Annotated in this window: 11 protein-coding genes; 3 read left to right on the forward strand and 8 right to left on the reverse strand. The window is 50.3% G+C overall.

Going from position 1 to position 13,097, the window contains the following annotated elements; genetic code table 11:
• Positions 1–83 precede the first annotated feature (83 nt).
• On the reverse strand, positions 84–1,592 hold the full coding sequence (pepA, locus tag AC0VXX_RS03755; RefSeq protein ID WP_475515975.1) for a leucyl aminopeptidase: 1,509 nt from the start codon (positions 1,590–1,592) through the stop codon (positions 84–86).
• Positions 1,593–1,813: 221 nt separating this feature from the next.
• On the opposite strand from pepA, the gene lptF reads away from it, so the two are divergent.
• Complete coding sequence (lptF, locus tag AC0VXX_RS03760) at positions 1,814–2,926, forward strand: LPS export ABC transporter permease LptF (RefSeq protein WP_475515976.1); 1,113 nt, start codon at positions 1,814–1,816, stop codon at positions 2,924–2,926.
• Positions 2,923–3,981 (forward strand): LPS export ABC transporter permease LptG, encoded by a 1,059-nt coding sequence (gene lptG, locus AC0VXX_RS03765; protein WP_475515977.1) that lies wholly within the window; start codon positions 2,923–2,925, stop codon positions 3,979–3,981. Before lptF ends, lptG begins: the two co-directional genes overlap by 4 nt.
• Positions 3,982–4,146: 165 nt before the next feature.
• On the opposite strand, the gene AC0VXX_RS03770 is transcribed toward lptG, so the two are convergent.
• The 7 genes from AC0VXX_RS03770 to AC0VXX_RS03800 all read right to left on the reverse strand — a co-directional run bounded on the left by AC0VXX_RS03770 (position 4,147) and on the right by AC0VXX_RS03800 (position 11,476).
• Positions 4,147–4,656 carry an RDD family protein gene (locus AC0VXX_RS03770; protein ID WP_475515978.1) on the reverse strand — a complete coding sequence of 170 codons (510 nt, stop codon included), beginning with the start codon at positions 4,654–4,656 and terminating at the stop codon, positions 4,147–4,149.
• A 57-nt stretch (positions 4,657–4,713) separates the two neighbouring features.
• Positions 4,714–4,962 (reverse strand): DUF2960 domain-containing protein, encoded by a 249-nt coding sequence (locus AC0VXX_RS03775; RefSeq protein ID WP_110456014.1) that lies wholly within the window; start codon positions 4,960–4,962, stop codon positions 4,714–4,716.
• Between the two features lie 54 nt (positions 4,963–5,016).
• A complete protein-coding gene (locus tag AC0VXX_RS03780) occupies positions 5,017–5,499 on the reverse strand; it encodes a GNAT family N-acetyltransferase (protein WP_475515979.1) in 483 nt (160 codons plus the stop codon).
• A 201-nt stretch (positions 5,500–5,700) separates the two neighbouring features.
• Positions 5,701–7,179 carry a carboxypeptidase M32 gene (locus AC0VXX_RS03785; RefSeq protein ID WP_475515980.1) on the reverse strand — a complete coding sequence of 493 codons (1,479 nt, stop codon included), beginning with the start codon at positions 7,177–7,179 and terminating at the stop codon, positions 5,701–5,703.
• Positions 7,180–7,216: 37 nt separating this feature from the next.
• Positions 7,217–7,849 carry a DUF2913 family protein gene (locus AC0VXX_RS03790; RefSeq protein ID WP_475515981.1) on the reverse strand — a complete coding sequence of 211 codons (633 nt, stop codon included), beginning with the start codon at positions 7,847–7,849 and terminating at the stop codon, positions 7,217–7,219.
• A gap of 227 nt (positions 7,850–8,076) precedes the next feature.
• The gene (locus AC0VXX_RS03795) at positions 8,077–9,375 is read right to left on the reverse strand and encodes a DEAD/DEAH box helicase (RefSeq protein WP_475515982.1); all 1,299 of its coding nucleotides are present in this window, start codon (positions 9,373–9,375) and stop codon (positions 8,077–8,079) included.
• A gap of 313 nt (positions 9,376–9,688) precedes the next feature.
• Complete coding sequence (locus tag AC0VXX_RS03800) at positions 9,689–11,476, reverse strand: aminopeptidase P family protein (RefSeq protein ID WP_475515983.1); 1,788 nt, start codon at positions 11,474–11,476, stop codon at positions 9,689–9,691.
• Positions 11,477–11,653: 177 nt separating this feature from the next.
• On the opposite strand from AC0VXX_RS03800, the gene AC0VXX_RS03805 reads away from it, so the two are divergent.
• Complete coding sequence (locus tag AC0VXX_RS03805) at positions 11,654–12,841, forward strand: MFS transporter (RefSeq protein ID WP_475515984.1); 1,188 nt, start codon at positions 11,654–11,656, stop codon at positions 12,839–12,841.
• Positions 12,842–13,097: the final 256 nt, after the last annotated feature.

A 13,097-nucleotide genomic window follows, 5' to 3' on the forward strand; every position in this document is an offset into this window, starting at 1 on the left:
GATCCGCTCGGTTGTTAGCCAGATAAAAAAAGTGAAGCTGAGCGCTTCACTTTTATCGGCCAAAAACCTTTTTACTGTATCAATTACTCGCCTTGTTCAACACCGGCGCGATTGATCAGAAATTGGGTTAACAAAGGCACTGGACGGCCAGTTGACCCCTTGTTTGCGCCACTGTTCCATGCTGTGCCTGCAACGTCGATGTGGGCCCAATTGTACTTTTTGGTAAAGCGTGACAGGAAACACGCCGCGGTGATAGCGCCAGCTGGGCGGCCACCTAAGTTGGTCATGTCGGCAAAGGGGCTTTCAAGGTGCTCTTGATACTCATCCCACAGTGGCATGCGCCATGCGCGGTCACCACTTTGCTCACCCGCATTAAGTAGCTCGTGTGCTAATGGGTTATGTGACGAAAACAGCCCTGAAGCATGCTTACCCAGTGCGATCACGCAGGCGCCCGTTAGGGTCGCGGTATCGATCACCAACTCTGGGTCGAAACGCTCAACGTAAGTCAGTACATCGCATAACACTAAGCGGCCTTCCGCATCGGTATTGAGTACCTCAACGGTTTGCCCCGACATGGTGGTTAAGATATCGCCCGGGCGGTAAGCATTGCTCGACGGCATGTTTTCACAGCCGGCTAAGATGCCCACTACATTGATAGGTAGCTTAAGCTCACATAAGGCTTTCATTGCGCCAATCACACCGGCTGCGCCGCCCATGTCGTACTTCATCTCATCCATGGCTTCGCCAGGTTTGAGAGAAATACCGCCTGAGTCGAAGGTAAGACCTTTACCTATCAATACGATAGGTTTTTCTGTGCTGTCGACCGACCCCTTATATTCCATGACCGTCATGACAGATTCGTTGTCGCTGCCACGACCGACGGCAAGGTAGGAGTTCATGCCCAGTTTGGCCATTTGCTCTTCACCTAGGGTGCTCACTTTTAAGGTGTCGTGGTGCTCGGCAATTTGACGCGCTTGTGAGGCAAGGTAAGCAGGGTTACAGATGTTAGGTGGCATATTGGCCACGTCGCGGCACAGGTGCATCCCTGAAGAGACGGCCATGCCGTGTTCGATAGCCCGTTCGCCTAAGGTCAGTTCGCGGCGGGTAGGCACATTAAACACTAATTTGCGCAGCGGACGACGGGTTTCGCCTTTGCGAGTCTTGAGTGCATCGAAGCAGTACAAGCTGTTTTGGGTGGTTTCGACCGCTTCGCGGACTTTCCAGTAGGTATCGCGCCCTTTAACATGCAGCTCGGTTAAAAAGCACACCGCTTCCATCGAACCCGTTTCATTGAGGGTGTTAATGGTTTTGGTGATGATCTGCTTGTATTGGCGCTCATCGAGCTCGCGCTCTTTGCCACAGCCAACCAATAGTACGCGCTCACTTAGCACGTTAGGTACATGATGCAACAGTAGCATCTGTCCAGGTTTACCTTCTAAATCGCCACGGCGTAAAAGGTTACTAATATAGCCTTCACTGATTTTGTCGAGTTGCTCTGCAATACCAGATAGGCGTCTAGGTTCATAGACACCAACGACAATACAGGCTGACCGTTGTTTTTCTGGGCTGCCGCTCTTAACGCTAAACTCCATGAGCTCTCCTAGATTCTTAAAGACAAATTTTATTATTTATTAGATAATGTCTGCTTATGTCCAAATCGTCCCTAAAAAATGGTACACCGCTGTTAATTTTATGGGTGTTCTTCTGCCAAGTTTAGTTAAGGTTTGGTCACAAAACTACCAAAAGTAGACAGTCTACATGAAAAGTAGGCTGACACCAGCATAAATATAAGTTTAGGGACTGGATCCTGCCTGTGATTGTATTTAGATACTTGATTCGAGAAGTTTTAAAAGCGCAAATGGCGGTACTTTTAGTGCTGTTAGCTATTTTTATTAGCCAACATTTTGTCCGCGTACTTGCTGATGCATCCGAAGGAGAGTTTCCGGCCTCCTTAGTCATGACCCTGCTTGGCCTTAACCTGCCTTACCTTGCCGTACTTGTAGTGCCCTTAAGCCTGTTTTTGGGCATTTTGGTGGCCCATGGGCGCATGTATGCCGAAAGTGAAATGGTGGTGTTGCACGGGGTAGGCGTAAGCGAATGGTATATCACCCGCGTCACTCTACTGCTGGCGCTAGCCAATATGCTGTTTACCGGCATATTATCGATTTATGTGACGCCTTGGGCCGAAGAGGCGCAAAATCGCGTGTTAGAACATGCCCAGTCTGAAGCGGGACTCGCGGCAATCACTCAAGGGCGTTTTCAAACCAGCCCCAATGGTCGAGCGGTATTGTTTGTTGAACGTATTGGCCGTGACAATCAACTAGATAAAGTATTTGTGGCCCAGTTACCTGATCCTGAGGATGATTCGGGGCAATCCAACATCGTTGTCGCTCATGGGGGCAGTGTGGTGGAAGATGAATCGGGCGCGCAAAGGCTCAAGCTAAACGAGGGCACTCAGTACCAAAATACTCCTAATCAACTCGACTATCAGTTGGTTGAATTTAGCGGGTATGAGATGCAGATTAAAGAGCAAGAGGTGGATCAGCGAAGGCGTAAGTTGTCGGCTTTGCCTATCGACCAATTGATGGCCACCGAAGGGGCGGGCGCCGTCGCCGAGTTCCATTGGCGTTTGGCCATTCCGTTGGCGATCCCCTTTATGACCTTAATTGCCGTGCCCATGGCGCGGGTTAATGTGCGTCAAGGTAAGTTTGCCAAGATGTTTCCGGCGATTTTACTTTACCTAGGTTATTTTGGTTTGATGATTGCCGGACGTAAGGCATTAGAAGATGAGGTTATTCCAGCTTATTTAGGCATGTGGTGGATCCATGCCTCGGCGCTGTTGTTAGGCATATTGCTGCTGGGTAAGGAGCGACCATTTGGGGCCAAACTTGCCGGTCTTCTTAAACGTAAGAAGGTGGGCGCATGAGAATTTTAGATTTCTATATCGCTCGCACGCTGATCACAACGTCGGCATTGTGCTTGCTGGTGCTTACCGGTTTATCGGGCATTATTAAGTGGGTCGATCAACTGCGTGTTGTGGGGCGCGGCAGTTATTCAATGGTGGATGCCGGCATTTACGTGCTGTTTTTGATCCCTCGTGATATTGAGATGTTTTTCCCGATGGCGGTGCTACTCGGCGCGTTGATCGGCATGGGCATGCTGGCCTCTAACTCTGAGTTAGTGGTGATGCAGTCATCTGGTTTGTCACGCTTTCAAATTACCTTATCGGCGATGAAAACCGCGGTGCCACTGATGCTAATTGTGATGGCCTTGGGGGAATGGGGCGCACCCGTTGCCGAGCGTCACGCGAAAGAGTTGCAAGCGGTGAAAGTGTCTGGCGGTAGTCTGTTTAAATCCAGCCGTGGGATCTGGGCTAAAGATGGCGATCTATTTGTTAATATAGGTGAAATCCAAAGTATTGATAACCTACGTAATATTGTACTGTATGAGTTTGACGCCGAACTCAACCTGGTGCGCACGATTGCGGCAAAGCGCGGAGTCTATTCGGGCGATCATTGGCGCCTCTTGGATGTGCGTCAAACCTTGCTGGAACAAGATAGGGTGAGCTCGAGCAATTTAACCCTTTACCGCTGGGAATCGACGCTTACGCCAGATAAGCTTAGCGTGGTGTCGGTGAAACCCGAGGGCTTGTCTATCGAAGGCTTGGTGGATTATCTGGACTATTTAAAGATTAACAATCAAGATTCCGGTCGTTATGAACTGGCACTATGGCGTAAGGTGATGCAGCCAGTGACCGTGGCGGTAATGATGCTGGTGGCGCTGTCGTTTGTATTTGGGCCGCTGCGCACCGTGACCATGGGCGCCAGAGTGTTATTGGGGGTGATGGCCGGTTTCAGTTTTTATATCTGTAATGAGATATTTGGCCCCATGACCTTAGTGTATGGCTTACCGCCTATTCTTGGGGCGATAATGCCGCCTTTGATCTTCAGTAGCTTGGCGATTTACTACATTCGTAAATAGCTTGAGGCTAGTTTGAAGGCTAGGAAACTAGAGGGCTGGAAACTATTAGTGCTTCAAGGCTGAAAGGCTTTAAAGCCTGTTGTTAGAAACCTAAAACCTAGAGCTCAGCCGTTAGCACAAAAAAAGGACCATTGAATGGTCCTTTTTTGACGCTGGCGTTTAGGGTTATACCCCGTGCCAATTACGCAGTTGGTTGGCTTCTTTAGACAGTACCACGACCTCTGAGCGGGTCATCATATCTTGCAGGGCGAGCTTGTCGCCATTGATTAAAATCCACAAATTACCTATGCCAAGTAGTGACCAGACTAAACGCGCCGCCGCGGTGATCATACTCAAGCTTTGGCCGTTAGGGTGCTGGATCTTAAGACGCCAGGCGCGCATGCCAAGGGTTTGGCCGCCATAACTCCAAAATAGGATATAAAACAGACCGACACATAAGGCGATCCACAGCTGATATAGTCCCTTGTAAAGCGGTGTGCCGTTGAGCAGATCTGAGACATGTTCAAAGCCATTCATCGCCAAGAGTCCCGACGAGCTTAATGCGGTAAAGACGCCAAAGCCGATGGCGCCAGCGATCATATATACGGCAACGGCCAGTAATAAGTCATAAACGATGGCCCCGAGGCGGCGAAAAAATCCCGCTCGAGGAAAGTTAGCGTGTTCACTATTGGACATTAGAATTCCTACATCTACAGGTTAGCTAGGGCTGTTATGGCTGCCATTAAAATCTGATTATTCGACTTCATCGCGAATAAAGTGAATTTTGGTAAAGCCAAAGCGCTCAAACTCTTTTAAGCGATAATCTTTTACCGCTTGTGAGCCTTTAGAGGTCATCGCCACTTGGGCTTCCATCGCATGATAACGGGTCAAATCGACCCCTTCGGCGGCTGCAACCGCTTCATACATGTCGTTATACTTGTCGTAAACGAAGTTGATCTCTTTGTACTGCTTGTTAAAGGTGTAACCGACTCTACGGGCCATATTGCTCTCTTAAATATGTAATTAACTAATTTTTCATCGACTTACAGACCCAGCTCAAGCTAACGGATACACCATATAGCAGGCGTCAGCGGGGTAGTCGTCGAGAGATTTGCTGATTATACGCGATTTAAAGCCTAATCGTTGCCAATATGTGTGAGCACCGCCCACGGCCACTAAAGAGATACTGGCCACATTGTGCTGTTTGGCGTTATCGATTAAGCGCTTAAAGATCTGTTCACCCGCGCCTAAACCTCTGGCCTTGGATGATAAGGCGATGTCGTGCAGATACAGGGTATTGCAGCGGCTAGGCTGAGTTACTACCTGCTCTAATGTTGGCGGCTGATCCAATTGCCATGGATGGGCGAGGCAATAGCCAATCAGTTGCTCGTTACGTTCGATGGCGTAGCAAGAGTCTGGTGACAGTTGTACCTTACTTTGCAGTGCCTGTAGCGATTCGGGTTCGATATTGGGGTAGCACTCATCTTGGATCTGCAGTATCGCGGGCCAGTCAGCGGCGTGAATAGGGCGGATAATCATGGCGGTTGTACTCTATGAGTCGCTTTCTTGTCAGTGGTGATTAATGTTGATGGTCTCACAGCTGGCTAGGCTAATCAATTTGGGCGTTATAAGCCGCCCCGTGATGGCAAGTACAGGGTGATCACGGTGCGACTATCTAGATGCCATTACTCTAGGCAAATAACCCTGAGCAAATAACCTTAGCAAATTACGCTGTGCAAATTAGAGATAGCGAGTCATTAAATGCTGCTTAAAGTGCGCCGGGTTTAGTGTCTCTCCAGTGGCGGCGATGACTAACTCATCAGTTGTCAGTAATGCGCCTTTCGACCAAATATGGTCCTGTAACCATTGGGTCACTAATGTCAGTTCGCCCGCGGCAATTAAGGCATCGATACTGCCAATTTGGTTTTGCATGCTGGCGCTAAATTGGGCTGCATACATGGCGCCTAAGCTATAGCTTGGGAAGTAACCCAGTTCACCCACTGGCCAGTGAATATCTTGCATACAGCCGTTGCGATAATCCCCCTGGGTGGATAGACCTAAGAGTGATTGCATCGAGGCATCCCAAAATTCGGGCAGATCGGCTACCGTTAAACGACCCTCAATCAGGCCTTTTTCCACCTCATAGCGCAACATGATATGGCAGGGATAAGTGACCTCATCGGCATCGACGCGAATGCGCCCCGGTGAGACTCGCGTGAGCCAATGTTGTAGCTCTAGTTCACTGAGCTGGCAGCCTAAATGGTGATTAATGCGTTGCAGTAATAGCGGCAATATGCCCGTGCCGCGCGCCATCTGCATCTCAAAAAATAGACTTTGGCTTTCATGTATCGCCATGGATCGTGCATTACCTGCGGGCTGGCCGCGCCACTCAAGGGGTAAGCCTTGCTCGTATCTGGCGTGGCCAGTTTCATGGATAGTGCTAAAGAGTGCTGTTAAAAAGTCATGCTCATCATAGCGGGTTGTGATGCGCACATCGCCCGGAACTCCGCCTGAAAAGGGGTGGCTGCTGGTATCGAGTCGGCCCTGCTTAAAGTCAAACCCCAGCAAGGTCATCACATCTAGATTGAGCGCTTTTTGCTGGGCGATTGTCGCGTGAGGCAGCGTCTTGGTCGGCCACTCTTGCTGCTTGGCTTGTACCTGCTGGATGAGCGAGGGTAACCAGGTTTTGAGGTCGCCAAACACGCGATCAATTTGCGCCATAGTGGTACCGGGCTCAAATTTATTCAGCAGCGCATCGTAGGGCGCAAGCTGCTGTGCCTCACCTAAGATCTGCGCCTCTTCTCGCACCAAGGCGATAACGGCTTCTAAATTTGGTTTAAATCCTTGCCAGTCGTTTTGTTGTCGCTGGGCGCGCCAGGCATGTTCACAAGTATAGGTTAATTGCGTTTTCGCCTGCACCAACTTGCCTGGCAGCGCGGTCGCTTGTAGCTGCTGATAGCGCATTTCACGCAGGTTAGCCTGTTGCGCGGCAGATAAGGGCTCGTCGGCCGCGCGGGCCAAGTGTTCCGCTAGGCTGGGGGCGGTTTTTAATGCATGAATGTGCAAGGCTAATTGCGCCATCGCTTCACCCCGCGCCTGACTGCCGCCCGCTGGCATCATGGTGGCTTGATCCCAGTCACCAAGGGCTTGTAAGTGCTCAAAATGATAGATGGTTTTAAACTGCTGGCACAGGGCATGGTAGTGTGATCTTGATGTCATGGGCTGTCTCGTTGGCTGGCTATCGGGGTTATTTTAGTTATTTGACGAGCAGGGCAAGCGCCGGCTGTCGATTATTAGGATAGAGCTTATAGGCCTTATGATGCTTAATTAAGCTGGCTTTTTTATTCCCCGCGCTGAGCAACAATTGATGCTCGGCGGCTAACTTAGCGAGCGCTTGTTCATCGCTGCGCACATAAAGGGTAATAGGTTTTAGTAATTTACCCTCGGCAATATCTTGCTCATATTGCTCCACTGAGATGATTAAGCTGTTGCGGCCATCGCTGTCGAGCTTGAGTTTGCCACTGACTTCGCAATCCACAATCACCAACCAGTCATCCTCGTTGAGAGAGTCGAGCATAGTTTGCAGCGATGCCCCAATGGTGTGGTTGTCCATCGCTGCGCGGTATTGCTGGTCGATACGAGCCAGTAACCCCGGCAGATTAGCTGCGGCGCCCATGCTACGTCCGTCGCGGATCCAGTGATTCAGATCGTCAGCCACCAGTTTTGAAAAACGGCGCTCCTTTAACGATTGCGCCATCCAACTGCAGATAAAGTGACTCTCGGCCGCGGCGGTTTTAAGGGCGTTGGGGCTGTCGGCGCGTGCAGCTAAAGCGGCCAGTCCTGCTTGCGCTAATTCAACGAGGGCTTGATTATAGGTTTGCTCTGTCATGGTTTCTCCGAGCACAAAAAAAGGGGGCAATTTGCCCGCCGAGTATACCTTATGTTGTCGCTAACGCCCTAGAGTGCGGTGATCACCCTGTGCTTGTTCGCGATAGCGAACGATGCTGAGGCTATTAGTGGCACGCGGCTTACGATGCATAATTAAGCGCGGTGCACAAAAAAGGCACCGTTAAGTGCCTTAATTGTTTAGTAAATAATTTTGTGACCGTACGTCGATTATTTTTGCTTCTTAATTTTAGCGTTTGCCGAGTTCTTCACTTTGACGCGGCGAGCGCCCATGTTCTTCTCAGCGATCACCTGCGCGCCCACATTGTCGCTACGCTGTTGCTTTTTAGCAAAGCTGCGACGTTTTTGCAGCTGTTTAATCAGCAGCTCACGACTGCCCACTTCGTAGCCCGGAATAGTGATGCGGCGGATCTTAGTGCCGATCAATTTTTCGATATCGGCTAAGGTGCGCTCCTCTTCACGGCTCACCAAAGAGATGGCGACGCCGCTGCGACCGGCACGGCCTGTACGGCCAATACGATGCACATAGTCTTCGGCGAGGAAGGGCAGATCATAGTTAACCACATATTCCAGCGCTGGGATGTCTAAGCCACGAGCGGCCACTTCGGTCGCAACCAATGCGCGTACCTTGCCCTCTTTAAATTCGCGCAGCGCACGGCGGCGATTGCCTTGGGCTTTTTCACTGTGGACCACGGCCGCAGGAATGCCGTCAAGGTTAAGTTCTTTCACTAAGGTGTCGGCCGCTTCACGGGTGGCGGTAAACACCAACACCTGTTGCCAGTTTTTCTTACCGATAAGCTCAGACAGTAACTCACGCTTGCGGCGTTGCTCTACCGGATAAACCACTTGGCTGACGGTTACCGCTGTGGTGTTTTGTTTGTCCACGCTGATAAGCTTTGGTTTAACCAACATTTCGTTAGCCAGTTGCTTAACGGCATTAGAGAAGGTCGCCGAGAACAACAGGTTTTGACGCTTGCTGTTTACTGCTTGTAAGATTTTTTGAATGTCGCTGATAAAGCCCATATCCAACATACGGTCGGCTTCATCGAGTACCAAAAATTCCACATTCGACAGGCTCAAGTTACAGGCTTGGATATGCTCGAGTAAGCGCCCGGGCGTGGCGACAATAATGTCGGCCCCTTTTTTCAGCTTTTGCGCTTGGGTATCCATCTTGACGCCGCCATAAATGGTCAGCACAGAGATAGGCAGATAGCGGCTGTACTCTTTGATATTGTCAGCCACTTGAGCCGCGAGCTCTCGGGTGGGCGCTAAAATTAAGGCGCGGGTGTTTGAGCGTTGGGTTTCGCTTGGCTTATCAACCATCTTTTGCAGTATCGGCAACGCGAAGGCTGCTGTTTTACCAGTACCGGTTTGTGCACTAGCCAGTACATCTTGACCACGGCGAATCGCTGGAATCGCTTGCTGCTGAATAGGCGTCATTTTTTGATAGCCACAATCGGAGATAGCACGCACAATCTCTGGAGCAAAACTAAAAGATTCAAATCTCATTGGGGTATCCTGTTTTTACCTATTCAACATATCGACAATATAACAATTTAGTTTGGTCTATTTAATCAGTAGAGAACGCATCGCTAGATTAATGACCGACGCCAAATGGCGGCCGCGGAGTATAGCAAAATTTTTGGTTAAAACCTGCACTTTTATTGTATTGGGGTAAGTGCGCTTAATAAAGTTCGAGCTTTGGATGTAATGCTAGGTAAGCCCTGAGTGAGTTTTTATCAGTAGAAATAAAAACAGCACCTAGATTCGGTGCTGTTTATCGATATTTTTTACAGAAAAGTTGTCATCACTTGAACGTAACTTAAATCGCTGCGGTTGCTTGTAATAGCCAAGCTAGCGCGTCACCTTGCATTAATGGTGATAAGGTGTCACGCACTCGTTGATGATAATCATTAAGCCAAGTGAGCTCCTGCGTTGTCAGCAACTGGCGCTCAACTAGGCGCGTATCAATGGGGATTAAGGTGAGCGCATCAAACTCATACATCTCTCGTTCAGCCCCAGCCAATGCTTGGCATGGACGAATGGCGACTAAGTTTTCGATGCGAATACCAAACGCATCGGCGCGGTAATATCCTGGCTCATTGGATAGTACCATGCCGGGCAATAAAGCCACATTGTTGCTGTTTTTACCGATCCGCTGTGGTTCCTCGTGCACACTTAAGAAGTGGCCGACGCCATGGCCGGTGCCATGATCATAATCGAAGCCGTGCTGCCACAGGTATTGGCGCGCAAAGCCATCGAGCTGTTGCCCTGTGGTGCCTTTAGGGAAGCGTGCTTGGTCAAGTGCGATATGGCCTTTAAGCACTAAGGTGAACATCTTACGCTGCTCATCGGTGACATCACCAATGGCGATAGTGCGAGTCACATCTGTGGTGCCATCGAGGTATTGCGCGCCAGAGTCGACCAGATAGAGACTGTTCATGCTCATCATAGCGGGCGTGCCATTGTTATGATTGTAATGGCACATCGCCGCATTCGCGCCAGCGGCCGAAATGGTATCGAAACTCGGCTCGCGATAGCGCGGGTCGGTTAGGCGAAAGCTTTCCAATTTATCGGCCAGTTGGCCTTCATCATAGAGACGTTTGGCGGCCACTTCGTTGTCTAACCACGCTAAAAATTGGCTGACGGCCACACCATCACGGATATGACTGGCGGTCATGCCGGCTAATTCTGCTGGGTTTTTCTGCGCCTTGGGTAAGGCGACCGGATCGTCACCTGTGATGAGCTTAGCGCCATGTTGCTCGGCAACCAGTTGCATCCAAGCGTTGGCGTTGTTGGGGTCAGCCAATAGCTTAACGCCATTGAGTTGGCTTAGCGCAGTTTCGAGTTCGCTTTCAGCGTTAAAGCTGACGCCTGCGCCTACGTGTTCGCTGATGCCTGCGGGCAGTTTATTGATGTCGGTAAATAACACCATATCGCCATTGGCATGCAGCAAAGCGGTGCCCAGTACCACAGGTAAGCGAGGCACATCGCGGCCACGAATATTCAGCAACCAGCAAAATGAGTCCAGTGCGGCGATAAGCGCCGCATCGGCGCCGGCTTGTTTAATCAATTGGCCAATGTGGATGCGCTTGTCGTGGCTGCTGGCCCCGGCGCTTTGTTGATCAAATAAAATGATCTCATGGGTCGATGCTGCAGGGCGATTATGCCAATGCCTGTCGATAGGGTTGTCGCTGACACAGACCAGCTCAATGCCTGCGCGTTCGAGCTGGGTCTTGGCATCTTGATACCAACTCAGTGAATGTAAGCGTGCATCGACGCCGACCTTAGCCCCGCTCGGCAGCTGTGTTATTAACCAGGGGATCTGCGGCGTGTCGGTGAGGCTTTGATATTGAAACAGCGTCTCATCGACTTGTTGTTTCACTTGCACTGTGTAACGGCCATCGACAAAGATGGCGGCGTGCTCTTTTAACACGATAGCCATACCGGCAGAGCCGGTGAAATGGGTTAACCAGTGTAAACGCTCGTTGCGTTCTGGCACATATTCGCCGAGGTATTCATCGGCTCGAGGGACGATAAAAGCATCGATATTAGCGGTCGTCATCTCGGCGCGCACGGCGCTAAGGCGTTCTGCAATCGGTTGGGTCATTATGGCTCCTGTTATTACCACAATCTTGTGGCGTCGGGCTTTAAGTGCAAGGATTATCGCAGTTGCTGGCGTGGGTTGGAAGTGCCGTTAAGGATTTGTACTAGATTGCAACGGCCATACTGGTTTATCTTGTATCGATAATAATGACAATAAGATAACTGACCAGGAAGTAAGCTAATGCCAAGAAATGTATGGGTATTAACCCTAGCGCAGGCGTTCGCCATGAGCGCCACGCCGATGATGATGTTGCTAGGGGGCTTAATTGGTGTCGAGCTGGCCCCAAGCGCCGCATTAGCGACGCTACCCATCGCCATGATGGTGATAGGCGTAGCGTTATCGGTAATTCCAGTGAGCCGCTTAATGCGCCGTTTTGGGCGTAAAACAGTGTTTATTTCGGGGGCATTGTTAGGCGCCTGCGCCGGTGTGGTTGCGGCGATTGCCACGCAGTTGCATTGGTTTGGCTTATTCTGTGTGAGCGGTTTTATGCTGGGCGCAGCCGGGGCGGTGGTGCAGCAGTATCGATTTGCGGCGATGGAGTCGGTGGCAGCCATTGATGGGGCTAAAGCCGCATCACGGGTGTTAGTCGGCGGGCTGGTGGCGGCGTTCTTTGGCCCCGAATTGGCAGTCTTAGGATCTGAGCTGATAAGCCAGCCTTATGTGGGCGCTTTTATCTTTTTAACCTTAGTGTGCCTAACCGCTGCGGTGATATTAAGCTTTTATGAAAACGTCGATGCGCCGATGGGGCGTCAGGTGGTTAAGCGCCGCGACGGTCGAGACTTAAAGCAGATCTTGTTGCAACCTCAGATTTGGACCGCCATCGGCGCGGCCACCATAGGTTATGGCATGATGAGTTTTATTATGACCGCGACACCACTGCATATGCACCATGTTGAGCACCATTCATTAGCCGATACTAAATGGGTTATCCAAAGTCACATTATTGCGATGTATTTCCCCTCATTATTCAGTGGTTATTTGATGTCAAAATTTGGCCCCAAACCTATGATGCTGGTGGGGCTTGCCGCCTATGGGATCACCATTGTGGTGGCTTTGCTGGGGCATGATCTGCTTAATTACTGGGTGGCACTGGTGTTACTCGGGATAGGTTGGAATTTTCTCTTTGTTGGCGGTACGGTATTGCTACCGCAGTTTTATCATAGTGATGAGCGTTTTAAGGTGCAGTCCTTTAACGATGCCTTCGTCTTTAGCGCCCAAGCGGTGGCGTCACTCAGCGCTGGCTGGGTGTTACATAATATGGGCTGGGAAGTGATGCTCGTGACCTGCATTCCGCTGATCGCCATGCATTTGTTGTTGATGGCGTGGGGGCGAATCACGGTAAGCAAAGAGCAAAAGCTTGAGTCATAGCGTGAGGCTTAACGCGCTTATCGTGTTAATCGCAAGTGTTAAGCCACAGTCGTTATTATAGGGACTGCGGCTTTTTATCTAACCTAGGTTAACAATGGGCCACTCTTTTATTGCTTATTGCGGTAAGTGGGTCAACGGCGGGGCGCGGTTTGCCATTTAATCGCGGCTAAACTTTTGTATACTTTATGCCAAATAATTATCCTTCATTTAATCAGATGAGTGGCGCTAACAGGTCTCAGGATAGCGCCGACGCATC

The organism is Shewanella sp. QJM3NY_23 (assembly GCF_056173105.1).

Coding starts and splice junctions, on each gene's coding strand:
- pepA (WP_475515975.1), bottom strand. CDS start 1,592: ATGGAGTTTAGCGTTAAGAGCGGCAGCCCAGAAAAACAACGGTCAGCC.
- lptG (WP_475515977.1), top strand. CDS start 2,923: ATGAGAATTTTAGATTTCTATATCGCTCGCACGCTGATCACAACGTCG.
- AC0VXX_RS03770 (WP_475515978.1), bottom strand. CDS start 4,656: ATGTCCAATAGTGAACACGCTAACTTTCCTCGAGCGGGATTTTTTCGC.
- AC0VXX_RS03775 (WP_110456014.1), bottom strand. CDS start 4,962: ATGGCCCGTAGAGTCGGTTACACCTTTAACAAGCAGTACAAAGAGATC.
- AC0VXX_RS03780 (WP_475515979.1), bottom strand. CDS start 5,499: ATGATTATCCGCCCTATTCACGCCGCTGACTGGCCCGCGATACTGCAG.
- AC0VXX_RS03785 (WP_475515980.1), bottom strand. CDS start 7,179: ATGACATCAAGATCACACTACCATGCCCTGTGCCAGCAGTTTAAAACC.
- AC0VXX_RS03790 (WP_475515981.1), bottom strand. CDS start 7,849: ATGACAGAGCAAACCTATAATCAAGCCCTCGTTGAATTAGCGCAAGCA.
- AC0VXX_RS03795 (WP_475515982.1), bottom strand. CDS start 9,375: ATGAGATTTGAATCTTTTAGTTTTGCTCCAGAGATTGTGCGTGCTATC.
- AC0VXX_RS03800 (WP_475515983.1), bottom strand. CDS start 11,476: ATGACCCAACCGATTGCAGAACGCCTTAGCGCCGTGCGCGCCGAGATG.
- AC0VXX_RS03805 (WP_475515984.1), top strand. CDS start 11,654: ATGCCAAGAAATGTATGGGTATTAACCCTAGCGCAGGCGTTCGCCATG.